Below are 17,280 nucleotides of genomic sequence, written 5' to 3'. Positions count from 1 at the left end.
TCCTTGGGGGCGGTGGGTGGGGGGTTGCGTGGTGCGATCGGTGGACCTCTTCAGGGCGTGGTCAGCTCGAACCGCGGGACGCGGACCGCGCCGCCGAGTGCCTGCGTGGCGTGGTTGAAGAGGGCGAATCGGTAGCCCATGAAGAACCGCCAGTCGTTGCCCAGGGAGATGGCGGGTCCGAGGCGGGCGAAGGTGGTGCCGTCGGTGCTGTAGGAGAAGGTTGCGGGGCGTGCCGCGCCGGGGCGGATGTCTGCGGCCGCGCGCAGCCAGACGCGGCCGCCGGAGATGGCCGCGCTAGCGACCTCGGTGCCGGTGCCGGTGGTGTTCCAGTTGCCGTCCATGGTCAGCCCGTTGACCATCACCACCCGCGTCGTACCGCCGTCGCGCTTGACGCCGATCCAGGCGGAGGAGTCGCGCAGCAGTGCGAGTCCTGCCCGGTCGCCGTCGCGCATCGCGGAGTGGTCGAGCTGGACCGTGGCGGTGGAGGTGGGCCCCTGGATGCGGTGCGTGAGGGTGTTGCGGGCCGAGTAGAGGTCGTTGGTGACGGTCGCTGTCCTCAGGGTCAGCCCGTCGCCGACCGACCACTTGGTGTTGTCCGGGTTGTGGTTCCACTCCCATCTCGGTTTGAGGGCCGTGCCGTCGAAGGTGTCGACACCGATCATGGGGGTGACCTGGCGGGGCGGAGGCGGGACGGCCGGGCCGGGATACGAGGTGCCCCATGCGCCGTCCACGAGTTGCACGACGGGCCAGCCGTCCGCGGTCCAGGTCACCGGGGCCAGGGCGGGCATCCGGCCACCGGGGTACGCGTCCACGAAGGCCAGGTAGTACCAGGCACCGCTCTGCGTCTGTACAAGGCCGCCCTGGTGTGGGACCCCGCCGCCGGGGATCGGCCCGCGCAGGTCGAGAAGGACCTGCCGCATCGTGTACGGACCGAAGGGGCCGCTCGACGACTTCAGGATGTACTGCCCGTTCGCGGGGCGGGTCAGGAAGATGTAGTAATGCCCGTTGATCTTGTAGAAGCGGGAGCCCTCGAGGGTGCCCACGCTCGACGGTGTCGTGAACACCTGCTGCGTGCGGACCTGGTTGCGGCCGTCGGGCGAGAGCTGGGCCACGTTGATCGTGGTGTTCCCGTACGCCACGTACAGGGTGTCGTCGCTGTCGACGAGCAGCCCCGCGTCGTAGTAAGGGGTGCTGATCGTCGTAAGCCTGCTCCACGGCCCCTCGACGGCGGTGGCCGTGTAGACGTACGTCCTGGCGAAGTCGATCTGGCCGAGCCAGTAGAACGTCCTGTTGCTCGGCCGGTAGGCCAGCGACGACGCCCAGATACCTCTGACATAACCGCGGGCACCGTTCAGGTCGTACTTGGCTCCGAAGTCGAGCACGGGCACGGAGTGACCGGCGATCTCCCAGTTCACGAGGTCGTACGACCGCAGGACGGGCGCGCCCGGCGAATAGTGCATGGTTGAGGCCGAGGCATAGAAGGTGTCACCGACGCGGATGACGTCGATGTCCGCGAAGTCCTGCCAGATCACCGGGTTCGTGTAGGTCGCCGCGGCGGCGAGGGCCGATCCCTGGACGGAGGCGGAGGCGGGGACCGTTGTCGGAGAAAGCAGGGCACCGGCGGCTAGGCCGGTGGCGCCCGTCAGTACGCGGCGACGGGACTGGGCGTGATGGGTCCATGACATATGCACGTGTGGTGTTCCCCTTCTGTGGCCCAGCCGTTGGTGGTTGGAGTTGCCCGGGGGTGCCCTGCTCGGTTCGCGCTGAGCGACTGCCGTGTGCGAAATACCGAACATCGATCGGCTTGTCGAGCATTCTGGATGATAGAGGGACGGTGAACCCCGTCAATACCTCTCGCAAGAATCGCTCGTATCTACGAAACTTTCATAGACCTGATTCCGTGTCCCCACAGGCCAGTTGCCCGAATGACGCAGATCAGCCATCTACTGCGATCTGCGCGGCTGCATCGTGGTGGCGGCTCGACGATGGGTGTTGACATGTTCGATCGCTTCCCTAGTCTCCGTGAGGCCCTTGATTTCCGATAGCTTCCGAATGACTGATAAAATCTTTCGAATCCTTTTCCATCTTCTGTCAGTGTCATGGCCGCGATATCGATCTTCGCGTCACAACTGCTGGTTCGACCCGCAGCGTGACGCGGCGGGCAACCTGCGGGCCAATCCGGCCAAGTTCCCCAGCGGGATGAAGGCGCTCGGGGAGTACATCCACGGCAAGGGCCTGAAGTTCGGCATCTACCAGGTGCCGGGCGAGCGCACCTGCGCGCAGGCCACGGGCGGCTACCCGTGGTCCACCGGCAGCAGAGGGCACGCAGATCAGGACGCCGCCACGTTCGCCTCGTGGGGTCTGGACTACCTCAGGTACGACTGGTGTTCCTCCAACCGAGTCCCGCTCCCACTTCGCCCTCTGGGCACTGCTGGGCGCCCCGCTCATGGCCGGCAACGACATCCGCACCATGTCCGGCGACGTGAGCGCGATCCTGCGCAACCCGCGTCTGAACTGGCGGTGAACCAGGACCCGCTGGGCGAGGGCGGCCGAAGGGTGCACGACGACGGCAGCACCGAGGTGCCGGTCGCATGGCCCGGCCGCGCCACTGCTTGATGCGATTGATGCACCGCTCAACTGTGTTGCACTGCTTGTACTTCTCGGAGTCAAAGCCTGGTGGACGTCCTCCCGTACCTCCTCGCCGCAGCCGGTGTCCGACCTGTCGGCGGGCTGTGGGATGACAGCTCGGCCGACCGGCCGGGGCCCTTTTGCCGGGCCCCGCCCGCGTGCCGATGGCACCCCGTGGGTGCCATCGATCGTGTGCGGACCACGAACGGCCGCGCGTTGCGTACGGATGCGGGGCCCGGCAAAAGGGTCGCCGGGCCCCGGCCGGTTTCAGCTCGCCGCGCTGTTCAGCACCGCGAGGACCGCGCCGTATGCCTCCTTCTTCTGGTAGCTGCCGTTGAAGAGCAGCGGGGTCTCCTGAGCGCGCCAGGAGTACTTGTCGGTGACGCCCCACACGGTGATGCCGTTGCACCGGGCGACGGCCACGCACGCCTGGGTGACCTGCCGGTACACATTGGCCTGTGCCGCGCCGGAGCCGCCGACGTCGAGCTCGGTGATCTGCACGTTCACGCCGAGGTCGGCGAAGCGCTGGAGGTTCTGCCGGTAGGTGCTGAGGTTTTCGTTCGAGGCCAGGTGGCTCTGGAAGCCGACGCAGTCGATCGGTACGCCCCGGGAGCGGAAGTCCTGGACCATCCGGTAGATGGCGTCGCTCTTGGCGTTGATGCCGTCGGTGCCGTAGTCGTTGTAGCAGAGCTTGGCCTTGGGGTCGGCTGCCCTCGCGGTGCGGAAGGCGTCCTCGATCCAGCCGTTGCCGAGCTGCTTCTGGAGGTTGGACTGGCGCCGGCTGCCGTCCCACTCGAACGCCTCGTTGACCACGTCCCAGGAGTCGATCTTGCCCACGTAGTGGCCGGCGACCTTGGTGATGTGGTTGCGCATCGCCTGGCGCAGGGCGTCGCCGGTCAGCCCCTGTACCCAGCCGGGCTGCTGTGCGTGCCAGACCAGGGCGTGGCCGCGTATCCACTTGCTGCGCTGCTGGGCATAGGCGACGAGTTGGTCGCCGCCGCTGAAGTTGAACTGGTTCGGGCTCGGCTCGGTGGCGTCCCACTTCATCGCGTTCTCGGCGACGACGCTGGAGAACTCCCGGTTGAGAGTGGACTCGTAGTCCGTCTCACCGTAGTGGGGGGCGACCGCGGCGCCGAAGTACCGGCCGCTCTGGGCTGCCGCGCCTCCGAGGGTGTCGGCGGCCTGAGCGGTGGGTGAAAACGCCAGGACGGTCGCTGCCGCCAGGGCGCCGGTCGCCGCGACGGTGATCGCCGAGCGAGTGCGTTGCGGGGTGCGCCTGCTGGAGGACCTGTCGGTCATTGTGTGTCTCTCTCTGATGGGTGCGGGTGGCAGTACAGGGCCAGGACTGCTGCGGCCGTCGACCGTCAGGCCAGGGCGGCTTCCCAGCGGGTGCCGGCGCCGGTGGCGTCGGCGGGGAGGCGGTCGCGGGCGGCGGTGTCGTCGTAGAGACGCCAGCGGAACCAGTCCACGAGGGTGTTCTGGGTCTGGCCGAAGGTGGGGTACCCCGGATTCAGGTACGCGGCGTGGTCCGCGCCGACGTGGGTGAGGAACGCCTTGGGCGCGGGCAGTTCCGCGTACGCCTGCCGGGCCAGGTCGTATCGGCAGGTCGGGTCCTTGTCGCCGTGGATGAACAGCACGCCGGCATGGACCGAGGCGGCGGGGGTGCCCATGTCCACGCAGGCGACGGGGACCGCGGCGACGATGCGGTCGTCGGGCCAGGCGGTCACCAGTCCGTGGGTGGTCATGCCGCCCATCGAGTGCCCGGAGACGCCGACGCCGGCCGCGGTGTCGATGTGCCCGGCGAACGGGCCGCCCGCGTTCAGCGCCAGGGTCCGAGTGATGACCTCGGAGACGTCCCTCGACCATTCGCCTCCGTACACGGAGCCGAGGTTGGTGTTGTCGGAGAACGAGGGGGCCGGGCAGATGAAACCGGCGGAGGCTATCGCGTGGGTCTGCGAGGCGTACGAGTCGGAGTTGCCGCCCATGCCGTGGCTCCACTCGGCGACGGGGAACACACCGTCGGCGAGCGGGGCGTCGGGAATGGGGGCGCCGCCGGGGGTACCAGGGGTGGGGTAGAAGACTTTGGTGAACAGTGAGCGGGCGCCGCGGTTCCAGTTGAACTGGCGTACTCCGACGGCGAACTCACCGGCGGGCGCCGACAGTTCGGCACCGGAGGCGGGGTGCAGTGCGGAGCTGAGCAGGGGGGTGCTCAGACCCGCTGTCGCGGCCGCGGTCAGTCCGAGGAAGGTGCGTCGACTGAACGACATGTGTGACTCCTTGCGTGGGGGAAAGGGAGGTCTCAGCAGGTGGGGTTGGTCTGGGTGGCCAGGCCGAGCCGGTAGGGCAACTGCGAGTACTCACCGCTGGAGTTGGGGTTCCGGCCCTGGTAGAGGAGCCGGAGCCGGCAGGGGTCGATGGTCATGGTCTGGTCGTTGGTGGCGCGGATCAGCTCGCCGTGGCTGATGTCGGCCGACTGCCCGGCCCAGGCCGGACCAGCCCGAGGCTTGGTCGATATACCGAACGGCAGCCGGATCGTCGGACGTGGGAATGATGGGGCGCTTGACGGAGCCCGGTCAATGCTCAGTGCGCAATACTTTCGCCCTTTACTTGAAAGTCTTGCGCGAAAATTTCAACACCTGCGGTGAGCTGGCGACTTAGAGGGCTCCGGGGCACACGTGGGCGCGCCTGAGGCCGCGCTCGGTTCGCCGGTGGAGCCGCGCTCAGCCCTTGGTGGCGCTGTGCTCAGCTCTTCGGCGGGGCCGTGCTCTGGCGGACCACGAGTTGCGTGGCGATCTCCAGGCCAAGCTGCGGCACCCTCTCGCCGCGGCCGAGTGCGAGGGCCAACTCAGTGGCGGAGGCGGCCATTTCACTGAACGGCTGATGCACCGTCGTCAGCGGGGGATCGGCCCAGACCGCGACCGGCAGGTCGTCGAAGCCGACCACGCTCAAGTCCTGTGGGACGCGCAGTCGCCACGGCCGGCGTGACCGTGCACTCCGCCACCATCAACACGTACGAGCCGCGCGGCCAGTACCCCAGCGATCACCTGCCGGTGCAAGTGAGCCTGACACTCGGGTGAAACGCGTGGCGGCCGGCGTTGACCGCGGTGAGCAGGCCGATCCCGAGGGTCGTCACCACCATGGCGGCGACCCGGGACCATCAGCGATGTCTTCGTGGAGGGGCGGGAGCCGCACCGTAGGTCTTCATCAGGTGCGGGTCCAGCGTTGGTTGCTGCCGTTCGAGCAGGTGTAGAGCTGGATCAGGGTGCCGTTGGCAGTACCGGCCGAGACGGCGTCGAGGCAGAGGCCGGACTGGACGCCGACGATGGAGCCGTCGGAGTTGAGGCGCCATTTCTGGTTGTCGCCGCCCCAGCAGCTGTAGATCTGGACCTTGGCGCCGTTACCGGTGCCCGCGGCGTCCAGGCACTTGTTGCCATAGACCCTGAGCTCACCGGCGGAGGTGTACGTCCACTGCTGGTTGGTGCCGCCCGAGCAGTCCCACAGCTGGACCTGGGTGCCGTCGGTGGTGCTGGAATTGGGTACGTCCAGGCAGCGGCCCGACCCGACGCCCTTGATCTGTCCGCCGTCCGAAGGGGGCGTGGTGGAGCCGCCGTTGAGCGCGTTGAGGACGGCGGTGTAGGCGGGCTTCTTGCTGCCGTCGCCGTTGAACAGAAGCGGCGTGTCCTGCGAGCGCCAGGAGTCGGTGTCGCGTACACCCCAGACGGTGATGCCGAGGCAGCGCGCGACGGCCAGGCAGTCGTTCGTCACGTTGGCGTAGGTCGAGGACGGAGCGCCCTGGATGTCGAGTTCGGTGATGGCCACGTCGACGCCGAGGGCGGCGAAGTTCTGCAGGGTGGTGCGGAAGTTGCTGTTGTAGGGGCTGCCGCTGTTGAAGTGCGACTGGAAGCCGACGCAGTCGATCGGCACACCGCGCTGCTTGAAGTCCTTGACCATGGCGTACATGGCCTGGGTCTTGGCCCAGGTCCAGTTCTCGACGTTGTAGTCGTTGTAGCAGAGCTTGGCGGCCGGGTCGGCGGCGCGCGCGGTGCGGAAGGCGACCTCGATCCAGTCGTTGCCGGTGCGCTGCAGGTTGGAGTCGCGCCGGGCCCCCGAACTGCCGTCGGCGAAGGCCTCGTTCACGACGTCCCACTGGGCGATCTTGCCCTTGTAGTGGCCCATCACTCCGTTGATGTGGTCGATCATCGCCTGGCGCAGTGTGCTGCCACTGAGGCTCTGCATCCAGCCGGGCTGCTGGGAGTGCCAGGCCAGGGTGTGGCCGCGCACCTTCTTGCCGTTCTGCACCGCCCAGTTGTAGACGCGGTCACCGGCGGTGAAGTTGAACTGGCCGCGCTGCGGTTCGGTGGCGTCGATCTTCATCTCGTTCTCGGGCGTCACCATGTTGAACTCACGGCCCGCTAACGACGTGTACGCCGAGTCGCCCAGTCTGCCGGAGGCGATGGCGGTGCCGAAGTAGCGGCCGCTCTGCGCCGCCGCGGCGCCGAGCGTGCTCTCGGCGGCGTGTGCGGTCGGCGGCGCGACCAGTGCGCCGGCCGCACCGAGGACGCCGACGACCAGCGCCAACAGCAGCCCGCGGGTCTTCCGGCGGATATCGGGTCTGGAAAGGGCGTACGAGCCCATGACTGTGCCTCCAAGGTAGAAATCACGGAAGGACTGAAGCGCAGGGGTCGACCGGCACGAAAGGACTCCATCGCGGCTCAGCCGGGGAACCACCACGCGGCGTCGCGTACCTCTCCAACTACGCGAAGAGCCAGGATGCGTGGGTGCGAACCTCACCGGAACGAAACGGGGTGGCGCAGGTGCTGTGGTGCGCGGATCTGCCGCGCGGCTGTGCGTGGACGTGGATCTGCCGTGCAGAACAGAGCCTCCAGGGTCAACATGGTTCGAATCCCGGACTATGGCCGGTGTCTCAGACAGGGATGATTGAGGTATTGACGATGGCTCGTCAATACTCCCCGCAGAAGAAGTTTCCGTTCCTCGCCCGAAACTTTCCGAAATCCCAGCGAGTCAGCGGCGAACTCCTGACGCCACGACCGGTGGACGCCGTAAGGCCGGTTCGGGGTGTTGTGCACGGTATTTTCAGTCGGCACGACAGCCTGTCGAGCCCAACGGGGTGGCGCCGTTTGTAGACAGATCGGCGACAGGCCTTGACCGGAGGGCCTCTCATTCCTAGCTTGTGGCGTCAATGAATCCGGGAACTTTCCGAAAAGTTTTCGGGATCGCCCCTGTCCCCCTACCCCCGGCGTGGCCGCTCCGCGGTTCATCGGGGGCCACCTCGCCCTCGCCCCTCAAGGAGTCCCTCTGATGTGGTTCCGCCATCCGTCCCCGGTCCGCCTGAGACGTTTGCGCCTTGGTGGAGACGGTGCGCAGGCCCATGCCCTCGATGAGGTTGTTCGTGGGGACGGACCACGGTGACCGTTGCCTTCACCGCGCGTCCGGCCGCGGTGCCGGCGACCGTGAAGGTGCCTGGTCGCGCGTACTTGTCGGATCTGCTCGCGCACATGCAGGAGTGGACGGTCAAGGACCTCAAGTCCCGCGGCATCAAGGTGAAGGGCTGAGGCTGCCGCGATGATCCGCTCCCAGCGCTGGAAGGGTGCCGCGTTCACGGTGCCCTTCCAGCTCGGTTTCCTCTTCCTGTTCGTGGTGCCGATCGGCTACGCCGTCTACCAGTCCCTCTTCCACGAGCAGCAGTCCGGTCTCGGTCTCGGCGGTGCGACGCAGAAGTTCGTCGGCCTCGACAACTACCAACAGGGCCTGACGGACGGCGTGTTCACGGGCTCCGTACTGCGGGTGTTCCTGTTCGCGTGCAGCAGATCCCCGTCATGCTCTGCATCAGCCTGGTCCTCGCGCTGCTCCTCGACGCGGCCACAGCGCGCGCTGCGAACCGGTTCCGCCTCCTGCTCCTGGTCTCGTACATGATCCCGGGCGTGGTCGCCGCCATCGTCTGGATCAACCTCTACAGCCCGGCGGTCGGCCCGCTCACCTCGATCGGTGACGCCTTCGGCTTCGCCTGGGACTTCTTCGCGCCGTCCATGGTGTGGCCGTCCATCGGCAACCTGCTGACCTGGCACGGCATCGGCTACCGGACGGGCCGCGCTGCACGCTGGGCCGGGAGACGGCGCTCCAGGCGGTGGCCTGGGACGCGGACGGATGGCCGCGGTTGCGGCACGGAGGACACCGTCCGGCCGTCGAGGTCGAGGTCCCGGATGCCGCCGCGCTGCCCCAACCCCCTCTGAACTCAGGACCGTTGGGGTAGCCCTAGAGCACCCTGCGCGCACCGGTCGACTCCTCGTGGGCGGACACCACGAGCCGCCCCGGACGGATCAGGCTGCGCGGCCGTCAGGGTCCTGAATCCCTCTGGGAGCACAGCCTGTTGGCGCAGCGGATCACGGAGCACCGGGCGCGCGTCGAGGTAACCGTCAACGCGCGCCCGGCCACGTTCACCCAGTCCGCCGGGCTGGTCCTGCGCTACGGCTCCCTCTCCTACCTCACTCTGGACGTGACCTGGGCCGAACCCGAGGGCGAACCGCAGCGCGGCCAGCAGTGGCAGGGCTCGGGCCGCCGTGTGCTCAGCCTCGTGGAGCGCACCCTCGACGGCACCCATCAGGTCGCCCTCGTGCCGCTCGACCCTGACACGCCTGTGGTCCTGGGCGCGGACATCGACCGCGCGTCGGCACAGGTCTGGTTCCGGGCTGCCGACGGAGTACGAGTCCGCGTCGGCCCCGCGCTGTACTTCAGCCGCCTCTCCGACGACCACGGCGGGCGGCTCCGCTTCACCGGATCGCTTACCGGGATCCACGCGGACGACCTCGTGGACGCGGCGTTCACCGCCGACTTCGCGGGATTCCGGCTGGACTGCGCCCCCGCGCGATCCGGGGCTGACGGACGGCACGACAGTCGCTGCCGTGGACGCTCGCGTCACCACGCCGCTTGGGCCCGGATGCCCACGTCCCCGCGATGAAGTCGCGCCGCGCCACCAGGAAGGCGGCATCGGGACGACGTACATGGACCGCCTCCTCCAGGTCGCGGGGCAGCCCGGCGAAGAGCTGGCGGAACGAAAAGCCAGAACGCGCGACAGCATCGGGATCACACCCCCGACTCGGGCGGCTTGAAGGAGCTCGCGCGGCGCGTCCTGGAGACCGGCCAACGAGATCAGGACAAGCACCGGGCGCTTCGGGACCACCCTCGCTCCACCGTGGCGTGGACGGCACCGCTGCCGTGCGTCAGGCGCGGCGAGCCCAAAACGATGTCGCCAAGGTCAACCGTGAGCGGTGCCGCACGGCGGCGCCCCTCAAGAAGCAGGTGCCGCCGTGCTCTTGCGGACGACGAGGCTCGTCGCCAGTTCGAGACGCGTGGTCACCGGTTCCTGGTCACGCAACCGCATGATCATCTGCACCGCTTCCTCGGCCATCTCCCGCAATGGCTGGTGCACCGTCGTCAGGGCCGGGCTCGACCAGCGAGCCACCGGCACGTCGTCGTAGCCGACCACCGACAGGTCCTGCGGCACCCGGAGACCGCGGACTCGGGCCGCCTCCAGGACGCCGAGTGCCTGCAGGTCGCTGCCCGCGAAGATCGCGGTGGGCGGCTCGGACAGATCGAGGAGTTCGAGGGCGCGCTCGAAGCCGCCCTCGACATGGAAGTCGCCGTAGCGGACGAGGGCGGGGTCGGCTTCGATGCCCGCCATGCCGAGCGCGGAGCGGTAGCCGTCGAGGCGGGCGTGGGAGCAGAGCATGTCGTCTGGCCCCGTGATGATCCCGATGCGGCGATGGCCGAGTTCCACCAGGTGCCGGGTGGCGACCCGCCCCCCGGTCCAGTTCGCCGAGCCGACCGAGGGTACGTCCGGGTCGGGGTCGCCGGCCGGGTCGACGATGACGAACGGGATGGAGCGCGACTGCAGCCGCTGCTTGACCTCGGCGGGCAGCGCAGAGAAGACGAGCACCACGCCGCGCGGCCTGCGCTGCATGACGCCTTCGATCCAGTCGGGGGCGGGTGCGTGGCGGGTGCCGCTCTCGGTCAGCACGACGCTTGCCTGGTGCGCCTTGGCGACGTTCTCCACGCCACGGATCAGCTCCATCGCCCAGATGCTGTCCAGCTCGTGGAAGACCAACTCGATGAGGGGCGCCTCGCGGGCGGCCCGCGTCGTGCGCCGGTAGGAGTGCGTCTCCAGAAGGCGCTCCACCTTGACCCGGGTCGGGGCGGCCACATCCTGCCGCCCGTTGAGCACCTTCGAAACTGTCGAAATGGAGACGCCTGCCTTTTGGGCCACCTCGGCGAGGGTGATGCGGCCCAAGTCCTCGTCATCACGCATGTCTTGGAGCATAAGGCACGGTCAGACCCCTCGGCATCGTAACGCTTTGATAACTCGACGAATCGGGCTTGACCGCCCGCCGGGCGCAACCTAGCCCGACTCGTGAACTTTCGGCGATAGTACCGAAACAGTTTCGAGAGCACCGAGGCGATGACTCTACGCGCACGGTTGCCGAGATCGGTCGCAGCTGGCGGTGCTGCCCTGGCCCTGCTGCTGTCCCTGTCCGGGTGCGGCGGCGGCTCATCCGCGGCAGGCGGCGACGACGGGAAGATCCACGTCCTGGTCTATGGGGACGCGGCGAACAAGGTCGAGAAGCAGCTGATCGCCACCTTCAACAAGCAGTCGAAGCTGAAGGCGGCCCTGGACACCATCCCCGGCGCGGACTACCAGGCGAAGCTGCAGACGATCATCAACAGCAAGCAGGCGCCCGACGTGTTCTTCAACTGGGGCGGTGGCAGCATCAAGCCGTTCGTCGACGCGGACCTGCTGATGCCGCTGGACGACTTCATCGCCGACGATCCCGCCCTGAAGTCGAAGTTCCTGCCCTCCGGCCGGTGCTGTTCTTTCACAACGAGAAGGTCCTCGCCGACGCTGGTGTGCAGCCGCCGAAGACCTGGGATGAACTCCTCGACGCGGTCAAGGCGTTGAAGGCGACGGGCGTCACGCCCATCGCGCTCGGCGGCGGGGACCGGTGGCCGACCCTGATGTGGTTCGAGTACCTCTTCGACCGTGTCGCCGGGCCGGGCCTGTTCCAGAAGGCCCTCGACGGGGACAAGTCCGCCTGGGAGAGCACCGACAGCAAGAAGGCGCTCGGCGTGATCAGGGACCTGGTGGACGCGGGCGCGTTCGGTTCGAACTTCGACTGCGTGAAGTTCACCGACCGGGGCTCCCCCACGCTGCTCGCCACCGGCAAGCCCGGCTTCGAGCTGATGGGTTCGTGGGAGTACGCGACGCAGCAGGACGCACACCCCGATTCCGCGAAGGAGGACTTCGGCTACAGCGACTTCCCGACCGTCGCAGGCGGCAAGGGCGACGCGGGCGACCTCGTCGGCAACACCAACAACTTCTACTCGGTCCTGAAAAAGACCGCGCGCCCCGAGGCCGTCGCGACTTCCTGAAGCTCCAGTACTCCGACGAGTTCGTGAAGGCGCAGCTCGGTATCGGCAATCTGCCCACCACGACCAACACCCAGGACTTCCTGGACGAGGCGGCGAGCCCCGGCTTCGCGAAGTTCCAGTACGACCTGGTGAAGAAGGCGCCCTCGTTCCAGCTGTCGTGGGACCAGGCCTACCCGCAGTCCGCGGCGACCTCGATGTACCAGGCGGTCCAGCAGTTCTTCAACGGGCAGCTGGACGAGGGCGGTTTCATCAAGGTGATGCAGGCCCTGCCGACCTCATGAGCACCGAGACCCTCGTCAAGCGCGACCGGGCCGCCGCGCCCGCGAAGCCCGCCGATCGCCGCGGGCGCGGCGCCGGCGTGGGCGTGGGCGTGGGCCCGTCCCGGCGTCGGCTGGGCGGTCCCCGCCGCGGTCTTCTTCGGCCTGTTCGCCCTCGTGCCCCTCGTGCTGGTCGCCGTTCTGTCGTTCGCGACGTGGAACGGCCTGAGCGACCCGGAGTTCACCGGGCTCGACAACTGGAAGAAGCTCTTCGACGACCCCGTGCTGATCGAGAGCCTCTGGCTGAGCGTCCTGCTGACCGCGCTCGGTGTCAGGCCCCCTGGCTGTTCGGCGACGGCAACCTGTTCGGGCATCAGGCCAGCGCCATCGGCGTCCTCGTCTTCGTCAGCACCTGGCAGTTCACGCCGCTGCACACGCTGATCTACCAGGGCGCCGCCTTCACGCGCACTTCGCGTTCACTGTCGAACCATAGATCCGACAGACCGAAACTTTTCAGTCGCCCCGGTTCACCTGGAAGCCCCAACTCCCTCACAGCTAACAACCGATGGCGCGAGAACCTGGGTCAGGCAGTTACTTCCCGAGGTCACGGCGCCTTTTCCACTCACCCATGACAGCAAAATCTTTCGCGTCAAGTTCCGAAACTATTGACTCGACCGAACCTCAAGGCCAGCATGTGCCGCACCGATCCCGGCAACAGATGGCCCTGTGCTCTCCTGTGCTCGGCCATCACCTTCACGAGGAGGATGCGTGCACGAGGACGACACCCGCACCCGGATCAGCCGCAGAGGCGTCATCGGCGGCGTCGGCGCACTGGCGCTCGGCGCCGCGTCCGGCCTGCTGCTCCCCGCTTCGGCACATGCGGACACGACCATCACGACGAACCAGACCGGCACCAACAACGGGTTCTACTACTCGTTCTGGACCGACGGCGGCGGCTCCGTCTCCATGACCCTGGCCTCAGGCGGCAACTACCGCACGTCCTGGACGAATTGCGGCAACTTCGTCTGTGGAAAGGGCTGGAGCAACGGCAGCCGCAGGACCGTCCAGTACTCGGGGAGCTTCAGCCCGTCCGGCAACGGCTACCTGGCCCTCTACGGCTGGACGTCGAACCCGCTCGTCGAGTACTACATCGTCGACAACTGGGGCACCTACCGGCCCACCGGCACCTACAAGGGAGCGGTGACCAGCGACGGCGGCACCTACGACATCTACCAGACGACGCGGTACAACGCGCCGTCCGTCGAGGGCACAAAGACCTTCAACCAGTACTGGAGCGTGCGGCAGTCGAAGCGCACCGGCGGTGCCATCACCACCGGAAACCACTTTGACGCGTGGGCACGCGCCGGCATGCCTCTGGGCAGCTTCAGTTACTACATGATGCTGGCGACCGAGGGGTACCAGAGCAGCGGCAGTTCCAACATCACCGTGAACAGCTGATCCGGCCGCCTCGCGTCGGTTGCGCACCGCTCCGGTGCGCAACCGACGCGAGCAGTCGGCCCTGAGAGGGCGTTAAGCCCGATCCCTTCCTCAGTTCGTGATCGCTCGATCGTGGTACCGATCGCTGCGCGCGCCGCCCGGTGGGTGGCCACCGTCGGCCGCCGCCCCGACACGCCCATCGAACGGCTCGGCAATGTGGAGCGGCTGCAGGCCTGGTGCCGAGGCGTAGGAACCGCTCTGGACGGCGGCGAGGATCTGGCCGAGGTCCTGGCGTTGCTGCACGAACTGCGCGATGCGGCCTACGAGATCGCTGCCGCGGCCGTGTACGCCCGGCGCCCGTCGGCAGAGGCGGTGGAACTGCTCAACCGGGTGGCCCTGGTCGAACCCCCAGTAACCCAACTGCGGCTGACTCCCACCGGTGTGGAGGCGGCAGAGGCAGGCCGTCAGCTCTCGGGGGCCGGGCTGCGGGCTCTCGTCGCGCGGGACCTGATCGCCATCATGAGTGACGAGGCTGCGGGGGTGTCTGCGGGCCTGCGACTCCGAGAGCTGCCGGATGATCTATCTCGACTCCGCGCACGGCAAGCCCCGCAAATGGTGCTCGATGCAGCGCTGCGGCAACAGCGCCAAGGCGGCCCAGCACCGGCTGCGCGCCGCTGACCCCGGCAGGTAGCCGGTGTGCGCCGTTCAAGCGTTCCGGGGCCGGGACGTCAGGGTTTCGTAAGGCGGGAAAGCCTTCCCCGCGAAGGAGCGATGACCATGGAATAGGCGTATGCGAATTGCGCTTTTTCGGCCGCGCTTCGGCGGCAGACTCCACGATCCGAGAACCGCCACCATGGTCGGGCGCCTGCTGGGCCTGGCGGTCTTCGTCTGCTTCGTGACGGGCGTGCTCAGCCACTACCTGCAAGAGCCCCCCAGGTGGCTGTCCGGGCACCTGCCGACGCGGCCCGTCTGGGGATACCGGTTCAGCCAGGGACTACATGTAATCAGCGGAATCGCCGCGGTGCCGCTGCTCCTGGTGAAACTGTGGACCGTCTATCCGCAGCTGTTCGTGTGGCCGCCCGTCAAGTCCCCCGCCCACGCCGCGGAGCGGCTGTCGATCGCCGCGCTGGTGTCCTGCACGCTGCTCGAAGTGTTCATGGGACTGTTGAACACCGTGCAGTGGTACGTATGGCCGTTCTCCTTCCGCCAAGTCCACTGGGCCTTGGCGTGGATCATCATCGGCTCCTTGCTGGTCCACCTCGCGGTGAAGGCCCCCCTGATCATTGAGCATTGGCGCCGACCCACGAGGCCGCAGCCTGGGCTCAAGCCCGACCAGGCCGTAAGTGCGACCGTTGCCGGGCGCGACGAGCTGGACAGGCGTTCGCTGCTGCGAGGGGTGGCCGTCGCCGTCGGAGCGGTCACCGTCGTCACGGCGGGACAGTCCGTGGCCCCGCTGAAGGATGCCGACCTGCTGGCTCCCCGGGATCCCGATGTCGGACCCCAGGGACTTCCGGTCAACCGGACGGCGAAGGCCGCGGGCATCACGACTCACGCCGTCAGCAACTGGAAGCTGCAGGTGCACGGACCGCGGCCCTACACGTTGACCCTGGACGAGCTGAGGACGATGCCTCAGCATCGGGTGGAACTGCCGATCGCCTGTGTAGAGGGGTGGTCGAAGTCGGCGCACTGGGACGGGGTGCGGATCAAAGACCTCCTGGCCCGCGCCGGCGTCGAAGACGGCGCCCGCCTGCGCATCGTGTCCCTGCAACGCCACGGCGGCTACGGCGTGAGTGAGATGGACCGCCCTTACACACGGGACGACCTCACCCTGCTCGCGCTGCGCCTCAATGGTGAGGTGCTGGCGCCGGACCACGGCTACCCGGCCCGCATCATCGCACCGAACAGGCCTGGCGTTCTGCAGACCAAGTGGGTCACCCGGCTGGAGGTGCTGGCATGAGATCCCTGACTGCCCTGCGAATACTCCTGGTCGTGCTGGGGCTTGGGCTGTGCGGCTTCGGCGTGTTCCAGTTCGTCGACCGCACGGCTCCCGGCCCGGGAGACGTGGCCGAGGTCCTGGAGTGGCTGGCCGGTGCCGTCGTTGTGCACGACGGGTTCCTGGTCCCCGCGGTCCTGGTTGCGGGACAGCCCCTCGCCGACTCGGCCGCCCGTACGGTGCTGCGCGGCGGACTCCTGAGCGCAGGCTGCCTGTCACTGATCGCGTTGCCGATGGTGCTGCGTGCGGGGAAGTCCGCCAACGCGACCGTGCTGCCGCTGAGTTACCCGCTCAACTGGGGCATCGTCATGAGCGTCACGCTTGTGGTCACCGCGTCTGTGTCCTGGGCCAGGTGGCAGCGTTCCCTCATGCCGGCTGGACGCGGAAATACAGGGAGCTGACCGTGCCCCCTGAGCCGGCTAGTGGGCGGACGGCGACCACCTGGGCGTCGTCCCGCGCTGCGCCGGTCAGGACCTGGCGCACGATGATCTGCTCGCACGTCCCCGCACCCTGATGCGCGCGGCAGCTGGTTGTGCCGGCATCATGCCAGGGCCTGCCGGCGTCATGCGGCGAGTTCGGGGTTGTGGGGCGAGAAGTTCACGGCCTGGGCGCGCAGGGGCATCCTGCCGGTGCGGATCTGCTGGGGGCGGAACCGGACGCGGCGGCCTGTGCCGCCGTCGTCACCGCACGATCCGGGGGTGACCCATTCCAGCTGAGCCACGCCCGACAGCTGTACCAGGGTGCCGGTGGCGAAGTCGACGAAGAGCAGGGCGGCTTCTGGGTCGACGGCGATGTTGCCCAGGCTGTTGAAGAGGTTGTTGCCCGCGTAGTCGGGCCACCAGATCACGCCGTCCTCGACCCGGACGAATCCAGGGTTGCCGCCCTTGTGTGACGTGTCGGTTCCCCGGGTGGGGTGGGTGGTGCCGAGGAAGAACGTGTCAGCCTGCCGGATCATGCGCTCATGCCCGGCGGTGAGGAGCCCGTCCCCCGAGGCTTCTCCGCTCGCTGCGGCTGGATCGGCCGGGGCCGGGGTGAGAGTGCGCTGCTGGATGTAGGAGGGGCAGTTCCCGAATGCCTGATCGGCGTCGATCTGCAGTGTGTGGCGCCCGCCGGCGGTAAGTGTTCCGTTGACGCGGACCCTTCGCCGGATGGCGAAGTCGATGGTGAGCAGACCGGCTTCCTGTCCGGCGGGCATGTTCTGGAGCGGGTCGCCCTCCTGCGGGGCTGTGTGGACCGTGAGGGTGGTGCCGTGTGCATCCAGGAAGCCTGCCTCTCCCTGCAATGGGGAGGTCCACAGGCGGCCCGTGCCGTCACGGGCGGTCAGAACGGCGAGGGTGCGTTCAGCGAGGAACCGGGTGATGCCTCCGTCCAGTCGCGGAGGCAGGAGCATGCCTTCGAGCCGGGCCGCTTCGACCTCGACTCCCGCCCGCTGCTGGACGTCGCGTTCGCCTTCGTGAAATCCCACGCTGCTCATCGTCGCTCCTGTCGGGTCATTTCCGTCCGCGCCCGCCGTGCGCCTTGCGG

The 17,280-nt window shown here is 68.0% G+C and carries 14 protein-coding genes and 7 pseudogenes; 12 read left to right on the top strand and 9 right to left on the bottom strand.

Annotated features, from left to right (window positions below):
• Nucleotides 1–50: 50 nt before the first annotated feature.
• Nucleotides 51–1,685 carry a glycoside hydrolase family 43 protein gene (locus ACY0PA_RS38405; protein WP_473081979.1) on the bottom strand — a complete coding sequence of 545 codons (1,635 nt, stop codon included), beginning with the start codon at nucleotides 1,683–1,685 and terminating at the stop codon, nucleotides 51–53.
• 442 nt (nucleotides 1,686–2,127) lie between these two features.
• On the opposite strand from ACY0PA_RS38405, the pseudogene ACY0PA_RS38400 reads away from it, so the two are divergent.
• Nucleotides 2,128–2,583, top strand: a pseudogene (locus ACY0PA_RS38400) (alpha-amylase family protein); the annotation flags it as partial.
• A gap of 4 nt (nucleotides 2,584–2,587) precedes the next feature.
• Here the strand turns inward: ACY0PA_RS38400 and ACY0PA_RS38395 are convergent.
• From ACY0PA_RS38395 to ACY0PA_RS38375, 5 genes and pseudogenes are all read right to left on the bottom strand, one after another.
• A pseudogene (locus ACY0PA_RS38395) lies at nucleotides 2,588–2,751 on the bottom strand (IS5/IS1182 family transposase); the annotation flags it as partial.
• Between the two features lie 144 nt (nucleotides 2,752–2,895).
• A complete protein-coding gene (locus tag ACY0PA_RS38390; protein ID WP_473081978.1) occupies nucleotides 2,896–3,927 on the bottom strand; it encodes an endo-1,4-beta-xylanase in 1,032 nt (343 codons plus the stop codon).
• Nucleotides 3,928–3,992: 65 nt separating this feature from the next.
• Nucleotides 3,993–4,895 (bottom strand): alpha/beta hydrolase family protein, encoded by a 903-nt coding sequence (locus tag ACY0PA_RS38385; protein WP_473081977.1) that lies wholly within the window; start codon nucleotides 4,893–4,895, stop codon nucleotides 3,993–3,995.
• A 32-nt stretch (nucleotides 4,896–4,927) separates the two neighbouring features.
• The gene (locus tag ACY0PA_RS38380; RefSeq protein WP_473086561.1) at nucleotides 4,928–5,143 is read right to left on the bottom strand and encodes a non-reducing end alpha-L-arabinofuranosidase family hydrolase; all 216 of its coding nucleotides are present in this window, start codon (nucleotides 5,141–5,143) and stop codon (nucleotides 4,928–4,930) included.
• Nucleotides 5,144–5,370: 227 nt separating this feature from the next.
• A pseudogene (locus ACY0PA_RS38375) lies at nucleotides 5,371–5,595 on the bottom strand (substrate-binding domain-containing protein); the annotation flags it as partial.
• Between ACY0PA_RS38375 and ACY0PA_RS38370 the strand changes: the two are divergent.
• On the top strand, nucleotides 5,583–5,705 hold the full coding sequence (locus tag ACY0PA_RS38370; protein WP_473081976.1) for a hypothetical protein: 123 nt from the start codon (nucleotides 5,583–5,585) through the stop codon (nucleotides 5,703–5,705). The pseudogene ACY0PA_RS38375 and the gene ACY0PA_RS38370 overlap by 13 nt on opposite strands.
• 127 nt (nucleotides 5,706–5,832) lie before the next feature.
• On the opposite strand, the gene ACY0PA_RS38365 is transcribed toward ACY0PA_RS38370, so the two are convergent.
• Nucleotides 5,833–7,263, bottom strand: coding sequence for an endo-1,4-beta-xylanase (locus ACY0PA_RS38365; RefSeq protein ID WP_473081975.1), 1,431 nt, complete (start codon nucleotides 7,261–7,263; stop codon nucleotides 5,833–5,835).
• A gap of 791 nt (nucleotides 7,264–8,054) precedes the next feature.
• On the opposite strand from ACY0PA_RS38365, the gene ACY0PA_RS38360 reads away from it, so the two are divergent.
• The 3 genes and pseudogenes from ACY0PA_RS38360 (at nucleotide 8,055) to ACY0PA_RS38350 (ending at nucleotide 9,604) form a co-directional block, all read left to right on the top strand.
• A complete protein-coding gene (locus ACY0PA_RS38360; RefSeq protein WP_473086634.1) occupies nucleotides 8,055–8,201 on the top strand; it encodes a hypothetical protein in 147 nt (48 codons plus the stop codon).
• Nucleotides 8,202–8,211: 10 nt separating this feature from the next.
• Nucleotides 8,212–8,726: pseudogene (locus ACY0PA_RS38355) on the top strand (carbohydrate ABC transporter permease); the annotation flags it as partial.
• A 185-nt stretch (nucleotides 8,727–8,911) separates the two neighbouring features.
• Complete coding sequence (locus tag ACY0PA_RS38350) at nucleotides 8,912–9,604, top strand: beta-xylosidase family glycoside hydrolase (RefSeq protein ID WP_473086560.1); 693 nt, start codon at nucleotides 8,912–8,914, stop codon at nucleotides 9,602–9,604.
• A 330-nt stretch (nucleotides 9,605–9,934) separates the two neighbouring features.
• On the opposite strand, the gene ACY0PA_RS38345 is transcribed toward ACY0PA_RS38350, so the two are convergent.
• Nucleotides 9,935–10,963 carry a LacI family DNA-binding transcriptional regulator gene (locus ACY0PA_RS38345; RefSeq protein WP_473081974.1) on the bottom strand — a complete coding sequence of 343 codons (1,029 nt, stop codon included), beginning with the start codon at nucleotides 10,961–10,963 and terminating at the stop codon, nucleotides 9,935–9,937.
• Nucleotides 10,964–11,101: 138 nt separating this feature from the next.
• On the opposite strand from ACY0PA_RS38345, the pseudogene ACY0PA_RS38340 reads away from it, so the two are divergent.
• The 7 genes and pseudogenes from ACY0PA_RS38340 (at nucleotide 11,102) to ACY0PA_RS38310 (ending at nucleotide 16,157) form a co-directional block, all read left to right on the top strand.
• Nucleotides 11,102–12,350: pseudogene (locus ACY0PA_RS38340) on the top strand (extracellular solute-binding protein).
• Nucleotides 12,351–12,404: 54 nt separating this feature from the next.
• Nucleotides 12,405–12,784, top strand: a pseudogene (locus ACY0PA_RS38335) (sugar ABC transporter permease); the annotation flags it as partial.
• Between the two features lie 310 nt (nucleotides 12,785–13,094).
• Nucleotides 13,095–13,784, top strand: coding sequence for a glycoside hydrolase family 11 protein (locus tag ACY0PA_RS38330; protein ID WP_406375448.1), 690 nt, complete (start codon nucleotides 13,095–13,097; stop codon nucleotides 13,782–13,784).
• A 111-nt stretch (nucleotides 13,785–13,895) separates the two neighbouring features.
• Nucleotides 13,896–14,231: pseudogene (locus ACY0PA_RS38325) on the top strand (ABATE domain-containing protein); the annotation flags it as partial.
• A gap of 106 nt (nucleotides 14,232–14,337) precedes the next feature.
• Entirely contained in the window at nucleotides 14,338–14,454 is a 117-nt protein-coding gene (locus ACY0PA_RS38320) for a CGNR zinc finger domain-containing protein (protein ID WP_473081973.1), read from the top strand.
• A gap of 99 nt (nucleotides 14,455–14,553) precedes the next feature.
• The gene (locus ACY0PA_RS38315; RefSeq protein ID WP_473081972.1) at nucleotides 14,554–15,720 is read left to right on the top strand and encodes a molybdopterin-dependent oxidoreductase; all 1,167 of its coding nucleotides are present in this window, start codon (nucleotides 14,554–14,556) and stop codon (nucleotides 15,718–15,720) included.
• Nucleotides 15,717–16,157 (top strand): hypothetical protein, encoded by a 441-nt coding sequence (locus ACY0PA_RS38310; RefSeq protein ID WP_473081971.1) that lies wholly within the window; start codon nucleotides 15,717–15,719, stop codon nucleotides 16,155–16,157. The genes ACY0PA_RS38315 and ACY0PA_RS38310 overlap by 4 nt, the downstream gene beginning before the upstream one ends.
• Nucleotides 16,158–16,318: 161 nt before the next feature.
• Here the strand turns inward: ACY0PA_RS38310 and ACY0PA_RS38305 are convergent, their stop codons facing one another.
• Nucleotides 16,319–17,230 (bottom strand): pyridoxamine 5'-phosphate oxidase family protein, encoded by a 912-nt coding sequence (locus ACY0PA_RS38305; RefSeq protein ID WP_473081970.1) that lies wholly within the window; start codon nucleotides 17,228–17,230, stop codon nucleotides 16,319–16,321.
• Nucleotides 17,231–17,280 lie beyond the last annotated feature (50 nt).

Source organism: Streptomyces sp. DS1-CR2 (genome assembly GCF_055760475.1).
This window is presented reverse-complemented; position numbering and strand designations above follow the sequence as displayed.